16 protein-coding genes are annotated in these 16,083 nt (G+C 69.0%); 9 read left to right on the top strand and 7 right to left on the bottom strand.

Annotation, left to right across the window (positions count from 1 at the left end; translation table 11 throughout):
- Nucleotides 1-126: 126 nt before the first annotated feature.
- Both ALI144C_RS56115 and ALI144C_RS49545 read right to left on the bottom strand, forming a co-directional pair.
- Complete coding sequence (locus tag ALI144C_RS56115; RefSeq protein ID WP_168211534.1) at nt 127-288, bottom strand: hypothetical protein; 162 nt, start codon at nt 286-288, stop codon at nt 127-129.
- Between the two features lie 470 nt (nt 289-758).
- Nucleotides 759-1,892, bottom strand: coding sequence for an acyl-CoA dehydrogenase family protein (locus ALI144C_RS49545; RefSeq protein ID WP_076994239.1), 1,134 nt, complete (start codon nt 1,890-1,892; stop codon nt 759-761).
- 73 nt (nt 1,893-1,965) lie between these two features.
- Here ALI144C_RS49545 and ALI144C_RS49540 point away from each other — a divergent pair, with 73 nt between their 5' ends.
- The 7 genes from ALI144C_RS49540 to ALI144C_RS49510 all read left to right on the top strand — a co-directional run bounded on the left by ALI144C_RS49540 (nt 1,966) and on the right by ALI144C_RS49510 (nt 8,455).
- Nucleotides 1,966-2,622 carry a TetR/AcrR family transcriptional regulator gene (locus ALI144C_RS49540; RefSeq protein WP_076994238.1) on the top strand — a complete coding sequence of 219 codons (657 nt, stop codon included), beginning with the start codon at nt 1,966-1,968 and terminating at the stop codon, nt 2,620-2,622.
- Nucleotides 2,623-2,701: 79 nt separating this feature from the next.
- Nucleotides 2,702-3,409, top strand: a complete 708-nt coding sequence (locus ALI144C_RS49535) for a hypothetical protein (protein WP_076994237.1) — start codon at nt 2,702-2,704, stop codon at nt 3,407-3,409.
- A complete protein-coding gene (locus tag ALI144C_RS49530) occupies nt 3,406-4,062 on the top strand; it encodes a hypothetical protein (RefSeq protein WP_076994236.1) in 657 nt (218 codons plus the stop codon). The genes ALI144C_RS49535 and ALI144C_RS49530 overlap by 4 nt, the downstream gene beginning before the upstream one ends.
- A 40-nt stretch (nt 4,063-4,102) precedes the next feature.
- The gene (locus tag ALI144C_RS58185) at nt 4,103-6,364 is read left to right on the top strand and encodes a sensor histidine kinase (RefSeq protein ID WP_076994235.1); all 2,262 of its coding nucleotides are present in this window, start codon (nt 4,103-4,105) and stop codon (nt 6,362-6,364) included.
- 2 nt (nt 6,365-6,366) lie between these two features.
- Nucleotides 6,367-7,011 (top strand): response regulator, encoded by a 645-nt coding sequence (locus tag ALI144C_RS49520; protein ID WP_076994234.1) that lies wholly within the window; start codon nt 6,367-6,369, stop codon nt 7,009-7,011.
- A 252-nt stretch (nt 7,012-7,263) separates the two neighbouring features.
- Entirely contained in the window at nt 7,264-7,896 is a 633-nt protein-coding gene (locus ALI144C_RS49515) for a response regulator transcription factor (protein ID WP_076994233.1), read from the top strand.
- 64 nt (nt 7,897-7,960) lie between these two features.
- On the top strand, nt 7,961-8,455 hold the full coding sequence (locus tag ALI144C_RS49510; RefSeq protein WP_076994232.1) for a Pvc16 family protein: 495 nt from the start codon (nt 7,961-7,963) through the stop codon (nt 8,453-8,455).
- 1 nt (nt 8,456) lies between these two features.
- Here the strand turns inward: ALI144C_RS49510 and ALI144C_RS49505 are convergent, their stop codons facing one another.
- A complete protein-coding gene (locus ALI144C_RS49505) occupies nt 8,457-8,933 on the bottom strand; it encodes a hypothetical protein (RefSeq protein ID WP_143231380.1) in 477 nt (158 codons plus the stop codon).
- A gap of 149 nt (nt 8,934-9,082) precedes the next feature.
- On the opposite strand from ALI144C_RS49505, the gene ALI144C_RS49500 reads away from it, so the two are divergent.
- On the top strand, nt 9,083-10,135 hold the full coding sequence (locus tag ALI144C_RS49500) for a GNAT family N-acetyltransferase (RefSeq protein ID WP_076994230.1): 1,053 nt from the start codon (nt 9,083-9,085) through the stop codon (nt 10,133-10,135).
- Between the two features lie 70 nt (nt 10,136-10,205).
- Entirely contained in the window at nt 10,206-11,234 is a 1,029-nt protein-coding gene (locus ALI144C_RS49495) for a LacI family DNA-binding transcriptional regulator (RefSeq protein ID WP_083754071.1), read from the top strand.
- A 374-nt stretch (nt 11,235-11,608) separates the two neighbouring features.
- Here the strand turns inward: ALI144C_RS49495 and ALI144C_RS49490 are convergent, their stop codons facing one another.
- The 4 genes from ALI144C_RS49490 to ALI144C_RS56110 all read right to left on the bottom strand — a co-directional run bounded on the left by ALI144C_RS49490 (nt 11,609) and on the right by ALI144C_RS56110 (nt 16,032).
- Nucleotides 11,609-12,025 (bottom strand): FtsX-like permease family protein, encoded by a 417-nt coding sequence (locus ALI144C_RS49490; RefSeq protein ID WP_168211533.1) that lies wholly within the window; start codon nt 12,023-12,025, stop codon nt 11,609-11,611.
- A gap of 29 nt (nt 12,026-12,054) precedes the next feature.
- Nucleotides 12,055-12,756 (bottom strand): ABC transporter ATP-binding protein, encoded by a 702-nt coding sequence (locus tag ALI144C_RS49485; protein ID WP_076994227.1) that lies wholly within the window; start codon nt 12,754-12,756, stop codon nt 12,055-12,057.
- Nucleotides 12,757-12,838: 82 nt separating this feature from the next.
- Entirely contained in the window at nt 12,839-15,853 is a 3,015-nt protein-coding gene (locus ALI144C_RS49480) for a helix-turn-helix transcriptional regulator (RefSeq protein ID WP_076994226.1), read from the bottom strand.
- 11 nt (nt 15,854-15,864) lie between these two features.
- On the bottom strand, nt 15,865-16,032 hold the full coding sequence (locus ALI144C_RS56110) for a hypothetical protein (RefSeq protein ID WP_168211532.1): 168 nt from the start codon (nt 16,030-16,032) through the stop codon (nt 15,865-15,867).
- Nucleotides 16,033-16,083 lie beyond the last annotated feature (51 nt).

The raw sequence follows: 16,083 nt of genomic DNA, 5'->3' as shown, positions 1-16,083 counted from the left end.
GGGCGGACGGGGTCAAGAATCCAGAGTTGACTCATCATCAATCTCGCCACCTGGACTTATTCCCCATAATCCACCCGGACGGTCCAAGATGGATCGCTCTTCGGCGCTACCTGTGACTCAGCGTCATTAAGCGAACAGGCTCTTGACAAACGTGATGATCGCTTCGGCCCCGTCGCGCAGCCAGCCCAGCACCGACTGCACCGCGTTCGCCGACTGCGTCGGCTGTGTGATCAGGTAAAACACCAGCAGCGCAACCACTGCCAGCAGGAGTATCTTCTTGAGATTCACCGGCCTTGACTCCGTCCGCTCGCACCCCTCCAGGTTCCGCACCGGCCCTGACCCCGGACACGGAAACTGACCGCCATCACTCTACGGGGGCAACGCTTCCCCGTGCAGACGGACACACCCCGTAATCACCCATTAGGGGAAGACCCTGATTGGCCTAGATTTCACGCTACGAACACGCACGACTACGCATGGTTCAACCGGATCGGACCAACGCGGCGAGTCGTCCAGCGACACGCCGGACACCAGCGCCAACACCGCCCGACCGGGTTACCGGACCGGCGTCGGCGACTTTCATCCCGGCGGACGAGCCGTCCGTTCACCGTCAGTCGCGAACACGCAGACACGGAGGCACGATGAACCAGCTCGGCCCGTTCCAGGACCTGTGGGACGCATGGGATGAAGCCGACGAAGCCATCCGCGCCAAACCCCTGTCCCACTTGGCGCCCGGACGGCGGATCCGGCTGTCGCGTCTACAGCGTGCGGGCGATGATCTCCTTCATGATCTCCGTTGTGCCGCCGAAGATGCGCTGGACGCGTGCCGCCGTCCACGCCTTGGCGATCGGGTACTCGTTCATGTAGCCGTAGCCGCCGAACAGCTGCAGGCAGTCGTCCACGACCTTGCCGAGGCGCTCGGTCGTCCACATCTTGACCATCGCCGCGCCGTTGACGTCCAGTTCGCCCTTGAGGTGCCGGGTGATCGCCTGGTCGAGGAACGCCTTGCTGACCGCGACCTCGGTCGCCGCGTCGGCGAGCACGAACTTGGTGTTCTGGAAACCGAACAGCGGACGGCCGAACGCCGTTCGCTCCTTGGTGTACTGGATCGTCTGCTGCACAGCGAGTTCCATCGCCGCGACCGCGGTCACGCCGATCACCAGCCGCTCCTGCGGCAGCTGCTGCATCAGCTGGATGAAGCCCTGGCCTTCCGCCTCACCGAGCAGGTTCGCGGCGGGGATGGTCACGTTGTCGAAGTACAGCTCGGAGGTGTCCTGGCCCTTCATGCCGATCTTGTCGAGCACCCGGCCGCGCCGGAAGCCTTCCACCCCTTCGGTTTCCACGACGACGAGGGACACGCCCGCCGCCTTCTCCTCCGGGTTGGTCTTCGCCGCGACGATGATCAGCCCGGCCTGCGCGCCGTTGGTGATGAACGTCTTGGATCCGTTGACCACGTAGGTGTCGCCGGTGCGGATCGCCTTCGTCTTGATGCTCTGCAGGTCCGATCCGGTGCCCGGCTCGGTCATCGCGATCGCGCCGACCAGTTCGCCGGACGCCAGCCTGGGCAGCCAGCGCTGCTTCTGCTCCTCGGTGCCGTAGGCCAGCACGTAGTGCGCGACGATTCCACTGTGGACGGCCACACCCCACGCGTCGTCCCCGGCCCGCGCCTGCTCCTGCAGCAGGATGGCCTCGTGCGCGAAGGTGCCGCCGCCACCGCCGTACTCCTCGGGGACGCTCAGGTTGAGCAGGCCGACCGCGCCCGCCTTCGTCCACAGCTCGCGGTCGACTTGCTTGGCCTCCGCCCAGCGCTCCTGGTGGGGAGTGAGCTCCTTCTCGCAGAACGAGCGGGCCAGCTCACGGAAGGCAGTCAGGTCGTCGTCGAGCCAGGTCATGTCCGCGCCTCTCCCCGGAAAACATTCCATTCGGAAGGTACATGCGTGCAGGACTGCATGTAAAGTGCCCGGCATGTCCCCAGAGGCACCACCGGCGGCGAGACAGGCGCGCACCCAGCAGGAGCGCCGTGAGCGCACGAGGAGCGCGCTGCTCGACGCCACCGTCGAATGCCTCGTCGACCTCGGCTACTCCGGCACCACCGTGCACGAGATCTGTCGCCGCGCCGGGGTGTCACGCGGCGCGCAGCAGCACCACTTCACCACCAAGGCCGAACTGATGGCCGCGGCCGTCGAGCACCTCTTCCAACGCCTGCGCGACGAGGTCAGCGGCTCGCTGCAGGCCCCGCCGGGGCCGGAGCGCGTCCACGAGGCGATCGACCTGCTCTGGCGCGGGTTCTCCGGCGAGCTGTCCACGGCGGCACTGGAACTGTGGGTGGCCGCGCGCACCGACGACGAACTGCGGCGGTCGATGCTCCCGGTCGACCGCGCGCTGGGTCGTTCCACGCTGGAGATCTACCGCGACGCGGCGGGCGTCGACGTGCCGGACGAGAAGCTGGAGACGCTCTACTGGCTGACGGTGAACCTCACCAGGGGCCTCGCGCTCGACGCGATGATCGGCGGCGACCCGGCCAGGCGGGCGCGGCTGCTCGACGAATGGAAGGCCATCGCCGCCGCCGCTTACCACGATGTTGGTCGGCCCGGCCCTCGCTCGGGCCGACCAACACCCTGAAAGACACGACCGCGCCCGCACTATGACGCCCGAGGGCGAAAAATATTCGTGTGCGGTCCGCCGGTGGCAGGATCTAGGCATGACCGACTTCTCCCCGCCGCCCGCGCGGCGGTCACCCTTACGCCTGGTCTCCGGGGTGTTGTGGCTGGTCGCGGCCGGGCTCGGGGTCGGATCCACGTTCCCCGTCGTGTACTCCCGGCTCTACCAACGCGACTTCCGGTTCGACTCCGGGTACTGGCAGAGCCGCACCGACGGCCCCAACGACGAGCCCGTCGTCACGACCACCTACTTCGGTGTCCCCGTGATACTGGCGGCCGTCCTGCTGGTGGTGGCGTGTCTGGTCGCGTTGTTGTCCGCCCGCCGGTGGGGCGCGATCGTGTCGGGTGCCTTCGGCACCGGCGTCCTGGTCGACTCCACACTGACCTGGTACGTCGGCATGATCACGCCCGAGTCCTCGGACGACCCGACACGGGTCGAGGTCGGCACCGGGCTCATCCTGGTCACCGCGGCGACCGTCATCGCGCTGTTCGCCCTCGTCCTGGCGTTGGCGGAGCGCGTCCGGCCCGTGCACGCACCGCCGCCGTACTACCAACCCACGCACCCGCCGATGCAGCCGGTCCGGATGCCCGCAGCCCAGCCGCAGGTACAACAACAGCCCCAACCGCAACGCTGGGAACCGGAGACGCCAAGCTATGGCGTACCCGTCCAGACCGAACCACCGATCGAACCGCCGCCCGTGCCGGAACCCGGAACGATCTCCCGAAAGCTCGACGGAGAGGACAAATGACCGTACCGGCCCAGTGGCCCGTCGCCCGTTTGCGGCAGATCGGCTCCGGTGTGTGGATCCTCGCGGCCGTTCTGACGGCGGTCGGTTCCTTCATGCCGCTCCTCGAGTTCAACAACAGCTTCGGGGACCCGACCGGGACGTCGTCCCGTCGTGCCACGACCTCGTACACGCTGTGGGGCGCGGACAACCGAGCGTTCGAGTTCTTCCCGATGTTCGGTGTGCCCGTGGCCGTCGGCGCCGCGTTGCTGCTCGTGGCCGGGCTGCTCGGGGTGATCTCGACCCGGCTGCACCCGGCCAGCGGCCCGGTGCTGGCCGCCCGGCTGATCGGCACCGGCGGCGTGGGCGTGCTCGCCGGTTCGCTCACGGTCGTGTTCCTCTTCTTCCGGACGTTCACGTCCGGGGGCGACGAGGACGACGTCAACCTGGTCGAGCAGACCAATGGGCTCGGTGTCTGGATGTTGCTGGGTTCCGTGGTGATCGGCATCGGCGCGATCGTGCTGATGCTCGTGCCGAAGCTCGCCAAGCGGGGCGACGAACCCGAAACGCCCCCGATGGGTGTCCCGGTGATCCGGGTTCTCGAACCGGAGTACGAGGAGCCGAAGGCCGCCGACCCGGTGGACGTCGAGCAGCCGAGCACTGACCCAAAGGGGTAGACATTCGTCGGCCCTGTCGGCCATGCGGAATGATCTGGCTGTGTCCGACTTGGCGGGCGCGTGGCGTGTGCCCGCCGCGTGCCTGGTGCTCGCGTTCGCACTGCTTGCCGCGTCCGGCTGGTGTGTGCTGAGCAGGGCCACGAGCCCGTCCGACGGTACCGTGATCAACATCGGTGATCAGGCGGTGTCGTTCGACGCCGTCGTCATCCGGAAAACGACCGATGATGGGCTGTTCCGGGCGGGCGACGAGGTCGTCTCGATCAACGGGAAACCGGTGCGGGACATGGTCGTCGACGGAGTCGGCGGCCCGGCGGCCGCGGTGGGTGACGTCGTGCGCTACGAACTGCGCCGCGACGGGCAGCGGGTGGATGTCTGGAAAACACTGAAACCTTTCCCGATCGCGGACGCTGTCGGGAAGAACTGGCCCACTTTGCTTGTCCTCGCGGTAATTCTGATCGTCGCGGCCGGGATTTTCACGGCGCGGCCGAAGGATCCGGCCGCCCAGGCCGCGCTGCTGACCTCGGCGCTGAGCTTCATCACCTCGAGCGGGTCGACGCACTTCCAACTGGAGGCGATCGATCTCGTGGCAGGCGGCCAGTTCTGGCGGTGGTTCACGGGCGAGGCCAGCTTCATGGTGCTGTGGGCCGCGACCCTGCACATGACGATCGCGTTCCCCACGGTCTACAACAAGAACGCGTTCCGCAAGCAGGTCGCGGCGAGTTATCTCGGCCCGGTCGTGCTCTACGGCCTGATGGCGCTGTACGCGTGGCAGTTCGCAGGCGACCCGCTCAGCCGGTTCAGCCTGCTCGCTTCGCCCGTGTTGCCGGTCCTCTACATCTATCCCCTGCTGATCCTGGTCACGCTGGTGGTCCGCTACCGCACGGCGCAGGACGAACTGGACCGCCTCAGAATGCGCTGGGTCGTCTGGTCGCTCGGCGGCGGCGCGTTGCTGTACTCGGTGTTCTTCGCCGTCCCCGAAGCGCTCATCGGCCGGACGCTGCTGCCCAGCGAACTGCACACGCTGGCGTTCCTGCCCGCGCCGATCGGCGTCGCCGCGGCGATCCTGCGCTACCGGGCGCTGAACATCGAGGTCGTCGTCAGCCGTTCGCTGGTCTACGGCGCGTTGTCGGCAGGCACGATCGGCCTCTACATCGGACTGGTCAGCCTGCTGTCGCTGCTGTTTCCGCCGCTGGACGAGCTGTGGCAGCAGGCAGCGGCCGCTGCCTGCGTCGCGGTCCTGGTGCAGCCTCTCCGATCCCGGCTGCAGTCGGTGATCAACAAGCGGCTTTTCGGCGACGCGCACGACCCGTACCGCGTGGTGTCCACGCTCGCCGCGCGGCTGGAGGAGACGAGGGCACCCAACGAGACGTTGCCCGCGTTGGTCGAGACGATCGGCAGCGCGCTGCGGCTGCCCTATGTGGCGATCGAGATCCTGGGACCGGCCGGGGCGCCCAACGAGCACGTGGCCACGTTCGGCGAGGCCGGCGGCGAGCTGTTCCGGCTGCCCCTGTCCTACCAGGGCGAAGTGGTCGGGCAGCTGGCCGTCGCACCCAGGACTTCCCGGGAAGTCCTGGGACGCCGGGACAGGTTGGTACTCGCCGAGGTCGCCAGGCACGCGGGCGCGGCCGTGTACACCGCCCGGCTGACCCGGGACTTGCGGCGCAGCCGCGACAACGTCGTACAGGCCCGTGAGGAGGAGCGCAGGCGGTTGCTGCACGACCTGCACGACGGCGTCGGGCCGACGCTCGCGGCGATCTCGTTGGGGCTGCACGCGTGCCGCAAGGCGATCGGACCCGGGTCCACGCAGGGCGAACTGCTCAGCACCCTGCAGGAGGAGCTGGACGGGGCGATCAACGAGATCCGCAGGCTGGCGCACGGGCTGCGGCCCCCGGAGCTCGACCGGATCGGCCTGGTCGGCGCCATCAGGGCCTACGCGAAGGCGATCTCGACACGCGCCGACGATCAGGGCGTGACGATCAAGTTGGAAGTGCCGATAAGCATGCCGAGGCTGCCGGCGACCGTGGATGTCGCCGCGTACCGGATCGTGTCCGAAGCGCTGACGAACGTGACCCGTCACGCCGCGGCCCGGTCCTGCGCGGTCCGCCTGTGGGTGGACGACGACCTGCACATCGAGGTCGTCGACGACGGAATCGGGCTGCCCGAGCAGCCGGCAACCGGCGTCGGGTTATGGTCGATGCGCGAACGGGCGACCGAACTGGGCGGCGACTGTGTCGTGTCAGCGGGCAACGGCGGTGGCACCAAGGTGCGCGCCACGTTGCCGCTGCCGAAGGAAGGCGGGTAAAGGTGATGGATCCGCTCCGGGTCATGGTGGTTGACGATCACCCGCTGTTCCGGTTCGGGCTGTGCACCGTGCTCGCCGACGTCCCGGGGACCGAGGTGGTCGGTGAGGCGGCGACCGGGCTGGACGCGGTCAGCGCGGCCAAGGCGCTGCGGCCGGACGTGGTCGTGATGGACCTGCACCTGCCCGACATCAGCGGGATCGAGGCGACCAGGCAGATCGTCACCGAACTGCCCGGCACCGGCGTGCTCGTGCTGACGATGTTCGACGACAGCGAGTCGGTGTTCGCCGCGATGCGCGCGGGCGCACGCGGCTACCTGCTCAAAGGCGCAGGCCAGGACCAGATCGTGCGCGCGGTGCACGGCGTCGGCCGCGGTGAGGCGATCTTCGGCCCGGACATCGCCACCCGGGTGCTCGGCTACTTCAACACCCCGCCGCCCAGCAACGACCCGGTCTTTCCCGAACTCACGAGCAGGGAGCGGGAAGTGCTCGCGCTGATCGCCGAAGGGCACAGCAACGCGACCATCGCGCGTGACCTCTCGCTGAGCCCGAAGACCGTGCGCAACCACGTGTCCAGCATTTTCACCAAGCTGCACGTCGCCGACCGGGCGCAGGCGATCGTCCGGGCCCGCAACGCCGGGCTCGGCTGAGCCGTCACTGTCGCAAAAGGACTCGTTACGGGATTTGCGTAACGAGCCGGTCTCGGTTGCGTTTTTCCTTGCCCGACTGGGTCATTGCGCTAGGAGTTGGTACCCGGGCGCGGGTGTGCCCGGTCGGGCAACAACGGGACATCGGTCCCATGTGGCCGGGACGCCCCTTCGGGCAGGCTGTGTGCAGTCGAAAGTTCAAGACGTGCCGGACGAATTGGGGACGGTCGGCACTCAGCGGGGAGAGAGAACGAAATGCACGAGCAGCGTCGCACTCCAGTCGTCGTCCGAGCCACCGACCCCATTCTGCAGAACGGCGTGCACATGGCCCTGCGGACGCGGCCGGAGATCTGGCTCGTCGACGAGGAATCGGCGACCCAGGACGCTGTTGCCCTGGTTGTTACCGACCGGTTCGACGAGCGTGGCAGCCAACTGCTGCGCACGCTGCAGGTCCGCGGCTTCACCCGGATCGTGTTGATCGCGGGTGAACTGGAGGACGCCGAGATCCTCACCGCCGTCGAAGGCGGCGTCTGCGCGGTGGCCCGCCGTTCGGAGACCACACCGGATGTGCTGGTGCGCCTGGTCAAGGCCGCGGCGTCGGGCGAGGGCGCGCTCCCGCCGGACATGCTGGGCAGGCTGCTCAACCGGGTCTCCCGGCTGCAGCGGCACGTGCTCGAGCCGCGCGGGCTGCACCTCGCCGGGATCACCAACCGGGAGACCGAGGTGCTCAAGCTGGTCGCGAATGGACTGTCCACTAAGGAAATCGCTGACCAGCTGTGCTACTCGCAGCGCACGGTCAAGAGCATCCTGCACGACGTGACCAACCGGTTCCAGCTGCGCAACCGCTCGCACGCGGTGGCGTACGCGCTGCGTGAAGGCCTGATCTGATTCATCGACGGTGTGTGGAAAGCCCCGCCTCGGCGGGGCTTTTCGGAAATGGACGAGCGAAGCCGTGATCACCGAAGTGGACGACGCGCTGTGCCGCCTGTTCGGCAGACAGATGCCGGAGGGCACCGTCGTGCGGCTCGATCCGCCGAAGCCGACGTGGCAGACCGAGCGGCCGTCGAACACCATCGACCTGTTCCTGTTCGGGCTGCAGGACGACACCGGTGCGCCGCCGCAGGGCGAGCCGGTGCGCCGGTGTGAACTGTCCTACCTGGTCACGGCACGGGCGGAGAAGATCCACGAGGAACACCGGCTGCTCGACCGGGCGCTGCGCACCGCGATGTTCTCCGGCACGCTGCCCGACGACTGCATGCCCGCGGCGCTTGCCGTGACCGACCAGCCCGTCTACCTCAAGATCGCCAACACCGGGCCGGGCTCGCTGTGGACCAGCCTCGGGATGCCCGCACGGGCCGCGTTCGTGATGAACGTCAGCGTGCCGGTGCTGCCGGAGGCCGCGACCAACTCCCGCAGGAACCCGCGCCGGGTCTGGGAGACGCCTTAGCCTAGTCAAGGGCTCCGAGGCGTTCGCCGATCAGCACGATCGCGCCGATCGACGCGAGCGTTCCGCCGTTGTACGTGAACCACTGCTCGGAACTGCTCACGTGAGCGGGCTCGCCGTTGTGCGGGGTGACCGTGACGGCAAGCCGGTAGGCGAAGGTGCCTGTGGCGGTCGCACCGTCGTGGGCGAAGTCGATCATGCCGTCCCCGTGGAAGATCATCGTCGCGGGTTCGGCGTACGTGGTGCCCCGCTGTACGAAACGGTGACTCGCCGGGCAGGTGATGCTCGGCGCGTCGGTGCCGAGACCGCTGATGAACATGCCTTCGCTGATCCGGTCGAGCACCTCGGGCTCGGCGGCGGCCTGGTCGGTGGACGTCACCACGACGTTCCCGCTCAACGTCAACGCCAGATCCACCGCCACGTGGCCGATGTCAGCCGTCGCCGCCGCGATCGGTGTATCGGGCAGCGTGTACCGGGCCATGAGCACCCCTTGCGCGCGGAAAAAGACGAGGCGGCATCACGTTATGACCTGAGCACCCGGTTGCGGCGGCCCGAAAGGGCAGCACATCGGGCGGACAGCGATTACACGGCCGAAACGCCTGTGCAACACCTGGCAGCGAGCCTGGACGCATGACCGATACACACACGTGGCGGCTGCGCGTCGAGCTGGACGACTCTCCGGGTGTGCTCGCGCGGATCACCACCCGGCTGGCCGCCCGCGACTGCAACGTACTGGCGTTGTCGATCCTGCCCGTGCCGGGCGGCGTGGTGGACGAGCTTGTCGTGAAGGCCGCACCGGACGTGCCGCCCGCCGAGCTGGTCAGGGAGATCAGGGCGGAAGGCGGCAGGTGCCTCGGGATCACCCACGCCGACGTGCGTGACCTGGTCGATCCGCCGACAGCGGCACTGCGCGCGGCGGCGATGGCGTTCGACGACCCGTGCGCCGCGCCCGAGGCCGTGCGCGTACTGCTCGCCGCCGACTCGGTGACCTTCGAATCGGGCGAACCAGGCCGATTGCTGGACGGCGGGCACCGCGCGATCTTCGCCATCGGCGACGGCACGACCGTGGCGGCTCGCCGTGGCTGGGCGCCGTTCACCGACGTCGAACTGGCTCGCGTGGCCGTGTTCACCGCGATGTTCCGGCAGGTCACGGTGGACGCCGACCCTCCGACGGCCGTCGTCACGCCGGACGGAGCGGGTGTGGTGCTGCGTCGAGGGGAGGTCACCGACCTGGACGCGGTGTCGCAGCTGCACGCACGGTGCTCAGCACGGACCTTGTTCGCCAGGTACCACTCAGGGGTGCGCACGCTGCCGCGGCGGTTGCTGCACCGGCTGCTGGCTCCGCCACGCGGCAGCACCGTCCTCGCCGTCTGCGGGCGTGAGGTGGTCGGGATCGGGCAGTTGATCCGCACGGCGCGGCCGGAGGAGGCCGAGGTGTCGTTGTTGATCGAGGATTCGTGGCAGCACAAGGGAATCGGCACGGCGTTGGTGTGCAGGATGGCCGTCGCCGCGCGAGCCGAGGGGCACCGTGAGCTGGTCGCGTGGTGCCTGCCCGGCGAATCCGGGTTCGAGCGGACGGCGGCAAGGGCCGGGATCCCGTTGTCGGTGCGCACCGAGCAGGGAATGCTCCGGATCGGCCTCCGGGTGGGTGAGAGCGCTTCCGAGGTGACCCGGACGCGTTGACCTTCCTCCGCAGCCTCCGCGACTGATCAGGCTAGGCTGGTTTGATTGTGCGGAGTTGGGAGGAACGCAGGTGGCCAGTCGACCGCTCTCCGGAGCACGACCCACTCTCGAGGACGTGGCCGCGGTCGCGGGTGTGTCCCGAGCGACGGCGTCACGCGTGCTCAACTCGTCGCCCCGGGTGAGTCCGGAGGCGCACGAAGCGGTCACGGCCGCCGCGTTGAAACTCGGGTACCAGCCCAACCAGGCAGCCAGGACGCTCGTGACGAGGCGGACCGGCGCGATCGCGATGCTGGTGTCCGAGCCGCAGGCGAAGGTCTTCGACGACCCGCACTTCGGCGCGCTGGTCCGCGCGGCCGCGAGCGAACTGTCGAGGATCGACACCCAACTGGTGCTGATGCTCGGTCTCGGCGAAGGCTCGCACGGCCGTGCCGAGCGGTTCCTGCGCGGTGGGCACGTGGACGGAGCGCTGCTGTTCACACCTCACCGCGACGACCCGCTGCCGTCCACGGTCCGGAAGCTGCACCTGCCGTGCGTGTTCGGCGGGCGGCCGTGGGGTTCGCTGCGCGGTCTCTACACAGTGGACAACGACAACGAGGGTGGCGGCTACCTGGCCACCGAGCACCTGCTCAGCCTCGGCCGCAGGACAATCGTGTCCGTCTCCGGTCCCGGCGATGAGCTCTCCGCACAGGACCGGCTGGCAGGCTGGGCCCGAGCGGTCAGCGCAGGCCCGGACGAGCAGGCGCACCTCACCGAATCGGGCGAGTACACCCGCGAAGGCGGGTACCTCGCGATGAACAAGCTGCTGCACCGGGTGCCCAAGCTCGACGGGGTGTTCGCAGCCAACGACCTGATGGCCGTCGGCTGCCTGAAGGCGCTGCGGGAGGCGGGTAAGCGCGTGCCGGACGACGTCGCGGTCGTCGGCTTCGACGACAATCCGATGGTCGCCCCGCACACCGATCCCCCGCTGACGACGATCCGCCAGGACCTCGAGGACCAGGTGCGGAAGATGATCGCCAACCTGGCGGTGCTGATCGACGGCGGCTCGGTCCGCAAGCGCGAAGTGCTTCCCGTGCACCTGGCCCGCCGCGAGTCGGCGTGACTCGCGGCGGGGGATGTCGGACCGCCGCGTCCGGCATCCCCCGCACGGCTGCCCGGAGCGTCACCTCCGAGTCACTGTCTCCCCTGCCCACCCGAACACGGGATGACGCCCCGCGATCGTGAGAGCGCTCCCACCCTCTTCCGAAAAGAAGGCGGTGTCAAGACAGCCGGGTGCACCTGGATGAGCGGACGACCGAGTGGCTGACCGAACACCTGCGCGGTCGAAGCCGCACTGGCCAGTCGGTTGAGGGGCATCGCACCGGTCGCCGAGGTCATCGCCTCCGACCCCGATGGGACAGCGACGGGCGCACCGACGATGTCCGGCGGCAATCGGTTTCGCAGTGAGCTCTTGGCACAGCGACAAGAGACCCAGAGTCACACCATGCCAACAGGAGGCCCACTCGGAGGAATCCGACTAGCCCGAACGGCAGGAACAAGCGCAGCCAGAACCGCCCCCGAGCCCCCGACCAGAGCAGCGAAAACCCCGAGATCGAAGGTGAGCCTGTCCAGGAAGACGAAAACGCTCAGCAGGCCGACCGCAGCCCCGGCCATGCCCACCCACGCCGCCTCGGTGAGGACACCGTTGAACACCTGCGAGCGGCTCGCGCCGAAGCAGCGCAACAACGCCACATCTCGTCGTCTTCTGCGGACCGTGACCGCGAACGCCTTGTACACCACGAATTCCGTTACCGCGAACATCGGCAGGAGCCAGTAGGCCGCTGCGTGAGCGACGATCATCAGAATGAAGGCGCCGATCATCAGGGCACAGCACACCAGCGCCGCCGCGGTCATCCGGTAGCCCGCATGGACCGGGTGCGCTCTCATGGCATTGCCGCCCGTACTGATTCGACCGTCGGCCTGGTCACCTCGTCGACGATGCGCCCGCCTGACAGGACGTAGACCTGGTCCGCGTGGGCCGCCACGAACGGGTCGCGGGTGGCCAGCAGCACCGACTGGCCCAGCTTTCGGACCCACATCCGCAGGAAGCCCAGGAGCGCCGCTGCTTCGGTTCGGTCGAGTTCGCTCGTCGGCTCGTCGGCCAGCACCACGTCCGGCTTGTTCAGGAACGCCCTCGCGCACGCCACTCGCTGGCGTTGCTCCGGGGTGAGCACCGCCGGGCGGACTTGCAGCAGGGGAGCCAGGCCCAGCAGTTCGACCACCTTGTCGAACCACTGCCGCTCCGGCCGGGCGCCCGCCAGTTCCGGGCCGATCAGGATGTTCTGCCCGACCGACAGCGTCGGGAACAGGCTGCAGGTCGCGAACACGAACCCGATCCGGTCGCGCCGCAGTCTGGTCAGTGCCGCGTCGCCGAGGCACGAGATCCGATCTGCTCCCAGGTGGACGGATCCGCGGTCGGGACGCATCAGCCCGCCGACGCAGTTGAGCAGCGTCGTCTTCCCCGCCCCCGGTCCGCCGACCACCGCTGTCAGCCGGCCGGCCGGCACGTCGAGATCCACTCCGCGCAACACCTGCGCGTGTTCCAGGCCACGCACGCTCGCAGCGACCCCGACGGCTACCGACATACTTCAACGCTAGGTGGTGGGGCGCTGTCCGCACATCGGCTTGCGGACGTGTCGTGGATCAGACTTGAGTCTGACTCCCCGGTCAATCCAACAGGCCCCGGTCGTAGGCGAGCGCCACCGCCTCGGCTCTGCGGCTCGCGCCCAGCTTGGCCATGATCCGGGACAGGTGCACGCTCACCGTCTTCTCGCTGATGTACAACTCCTCGCCGACCTGCCGATTCGTCTGTCCCAGCGCCACCAGCCGCAGCACCGACTGCTCACGGGGCGTGAACAGGTCGACCGTGCCCCTCGGCCCGGCGCCGTCCTCGGTCAACGACAGCCGAGCCCGGCGGGCCAGCTGCGCCAACGCGTCCTGCAAGGGCTTGGCGCCGAGCTTCACGGCCGTCTTGTTGGCGAGCCTGAGCTGGGTCGACGCCTCGTCGCGGCGGTCCGCGCCCAGCAGCGCCTCGGCGTACCGCCACCGTGCCATCGCCTGGTCGTACACCGCCCCGTAGTCGGCTGCTTCGACTGCCGCGGCCCACGCGTCCGGGTCGCTGGCGCCGTCGAGCCTGGTCTGCTCGGCCAGTGCGCGGGCATGCCAGTAGCGGCCGTCCGGGCCGAGGCTGCCGCTGCGGGGTGTGCCGTGTTCGGCGGTCTTGATCGCGCGGTCGGCGAACTGCCTGCCCTTGGCGAGCACCTCGTCGAGCGGCTCGCCCTTGACCCTGGCCCGCGCCACCGCGTCGGCCGCGGCCGCTGTGCCCATCGCGCCGAGTTTGATCCCGACCATCGGCCACGAGCCGCCGACCTTCGTCGCCCAGTCGAGCACCTCGTCGAGCCGCTGGATCGCCAGCTCCGGCTTGCCGCGCCACATCGCCAGCTCGGCACCGGCCTCGCCGCACAGCCACGCGATCTGCAGCTCCCGCCACTCCGGCCGCAGGCTGGTCAACATCCGTTCCGCGTCGGCGAACCGGCCACGGCCGACCGTCATGTGCACGCAGCACGCGGCGATCCGTGCGGAGATCATGCTCGACACCCGGCCGCGGATCTGCTCGTGCGGCTCGTCGACGGCGTCCCAGTCGCCCTTGGCGAACTGGTTGAGCATCTGCAGCACCCGCAGTTCCACCCCGAAGTCGCTCCAGGACAACCCGGTCTCCCGAGCCAGCTCCATGCCGTCCGCCAGCACCGCGGCGGCTTCGTCGAACAGGCCCTGCTCGAAGCGGTTGAGGCCGTGGTAGAACCGGGTACGCAGGCCGACCGTGATCACGTCGGCCTCGTTGGCCCGCTCTTTCGCCTCCAGCAACAGGTTCTGGCTTTCCTCGATGTCGCCCGCGGCCTCGTGCACGATCGCGAGCGTGGTCAGCGCGTCCGCCTCGGCGCCCGTGGAGCCGACCGCGCGGGCGTCCTTGATCGCCATCTCGGCCCGTTCCCGTGCCATGTCCATCTCGCCGGAGGCACGCAGCATCCGCGCGTACACCGAGAGCACCCAGGCACGCGTCGGGCTCGGCGGCAGGTCCGCCGCCTTCGCCCACGCGGACTCGATGGTCGTGCGGGCTTCCTCCTCGCTGCCGTCGATCGCCATCAACGTCTGCGCGAGCCTGCGGCGGACTTCTGCCTGCACCACGTGATCGCACTGCTTGTCGGAGAGCTTGACGGCCGACCGCGCGTAGGCGATCGCCCGTTCCGGGTGACCCGAGGTGCCTGCCGCCCAGGAAGCCCTACGCAGCAACGTCAGTTCGTCGGAGTCGGCCGGGCGCTGGTCCTCGTCGACGGAATCCCACAACCGCAGCGCCTGCTCCAGGTGCCGCAACGCCTCCCCCGGCGCGCCCAGCTGGGACGCTTCCTTCGCGGCACGGACCGACGCCGCCAACGCGTTCGGCAACGCGTTGCTTTCCATGCTGTGGTACGCGAAAGCGGCCGCGTTCCCGCGTTCGTCCTGCCGCTCGCGGAGGTAACCGGCGTATGCGGCGTGCAGCCGGACGCGTTCGCCGGGCAGCAGGTCGCTGTACACGGCCTCACGCATGAGCGCGTGCCGGAACGAGTAGTGCACCTGCTCGCCACCGGTCACGAAGATGTGGTGCTGCACCGCTTCACGCAGCGCTTGTTCGAGCTGGATGTCGTCGAGGTCGCCCACTTCACGCAGTGAGCTGTGCTTCACCGTCCGCCCGGCCACCGAAGCCAGCCGGATCACCTGCTGCACGGGCTCGTTGAGCCGCTCCACCCTGGCGAGCAGGACGTCGGCGAGCGACGACGGCAGGCCGCACTCGTCGTCGGCGAACGCGGCGAGCAGTTCCTCGGCGAAGAAGGCGTTGCCCTCGGACTGGTCGGCGACCTTGCGGACCATGTCGGCCTCGATGCCGCCCTCGGCCAGCGCGTCGACGAACTCCCGCGCCGCGACCTTGTCGAACGGCGGCAGCTCCAGCCGTTCCACCGCGGGCAGCCGGACCAGCTCGGCCAGCAACGGCCGCAGCGGGTGCCTGCGGTGCAGGTCGTCCGTCCGATACGTACAGATCACGAGCAACCGCTGGTTGCGCAGCCTGCTCATCAGGAACGACAACAGCCCGCGGGTCGAGCTGTCGGCCCAGTGCAGGTCCTCGATCACGAGCACGACCGTGCCGTCCTCGGCCAGTTCGCCCAGCAGCCCGTGCACGGCGTCGAACAGCCGCAACTGCCCGATGTCCTGCTCCTGGCGCGGCTGCATGCCCTGCACCTTGCCCAGCGTCGGCGCGAAGTTCGGCACGAACCGCTGCGCCTCGGGCACCATGTCCTGCGCGCCGGGCGCGACCAGGTCGGGCAGCAGCATCCGCAGACCCGGCCGGGCGAGCGCGTCGTCCCGGCCTGTCGCACGCAATTGTGCAAGCGCTTCGGCGAACGGCAGGTACGGCAGGCCCGTCTCGCCGACGTCGACACACCGCCCGGACAGGACGGTCGCGCCTTGCTCGGCGGCGACCGCGCTGATCTCCTCGACCATCCGGGTCTTGCCGATCCCGGCGTCCCCGGCGATCAGCACCGCGCCAGCCGTACCCCCAGAGGAACGGCTGAAGGCCGCGCGCAGCCGGTCCATCTCCCGGCTGCGCGCGACCAACGGTATTCCTGATCCCAACCTCGGCACGTCAGGCATAGTGACACACCTCAGGCCGCGCGGCGTTCACCATTTCCGTCTTCGGACCGGTGTACTCGAAGCCGCCGCCACCAGCGCGGCGGCTGCGCCTCGCGGGCCGCACGCAGGTGCTTCCTGGCGACCATGTCACCCCGCCGGTACGCGATCTCGGCGTTGACGGCCTCCGGGGTCCACTCCATCTCACTCACCTCTGTCCTGTCGCGATCTCGGTGATGGTGAGATTCGTCGTA

Origin of the sequence: Actinosynnema sp. ALI-1.44, assembly GCF_001984155.1 — a bacterium.
Classification (GTDB): domain Bacteria; phylum Actinomycetota; class Actinomycetes; order Mycobacteriales; family Pseudonocardiaceae; genus Kibdelosporangium.
The sequence above is the reverse complement of the archived record's forward strand: the minus strand, read 5'-3'. Positions and strand labels throughout refer to the sequence as shown.

Coding starts and splice junctions, on each gene's coding strand:
- ALI144C_RS49530 (WP_076994236.1), top strand. CDS start 3,406: ATGACCGTACCGGCCCAGTGGCCCGTCGCCCGTTTGCGGCAGATCGGC.
- ALI144C_RS49490 (WP_168211533.1), bottom strand. CDS start 12,025: ATGACCGCGGCGGCGCTGGTGTGCTGTGCCCTGATGATCGGCGCCTTC.
- ALI144C_RS49480 (WP_076994226.1), bottom strand. CDS start 15,853: ATGCCTGACGTGCCGAGGTTGGGATCAGGAATACCGTTGGTCGCGCGC.
- ALI144C_RS49505 (WP_143231380.1), bottom strand. CDS start 8,933: ATGGCCCGGTACACGCTGCCCGATACACCGATCGCGGCGGCGACGGCT.
- ALI144C_RS49540 (WP_076994238.1), top strand. CDS start 1,966: ATGTCCCCAGAGGCACCACCGGCGGCGAGACAGGCGCGCACCCAGCAG.
- ALI144C_RS49500 (WP_076994230.1), top strand. CDS start 9,083: ATGACCGATACACACACGTGGCGGCTGCGCGTCGAGCTGGACGACTCT.
- ALI144C_RS49515 (WP_076994233.1), top strand. CDS start 7,264: ATGCACGAGCAGCGTCGCACTCCAGTCGTCGTCCGAGCCACCGACCCC.
- ALI144C_RS56110 (WP_168211532.1), bottom strand. CDS start 16,032: ATGGAGTGGACCCCGGAGGCCGTCAACGCCGAGATCGCGTACCGGCGG.
- ALI144C_RS49485 (WP_076994227.1), bottom strand. CDS start 12,756: ATGTCGGTAGCCGTCGGGGTCGCTGCGAGCGTGCGTGGCCTGGAACAC.
- ALI144C_RS49535 (WP_076994237.1), top strand. CDS start 2,702: ATGACCGACTTCTCCCCGCCGCCCGCGCGGCGGTCACCCTTACGCCTG.
- ALI144C_RS49545 (WP_076994239.1), bottom strand. CDS start 1,892: ATGACCTGGCTCGACGACGACCTGACTGCCTTCCGTGAGCTGGCCCGC.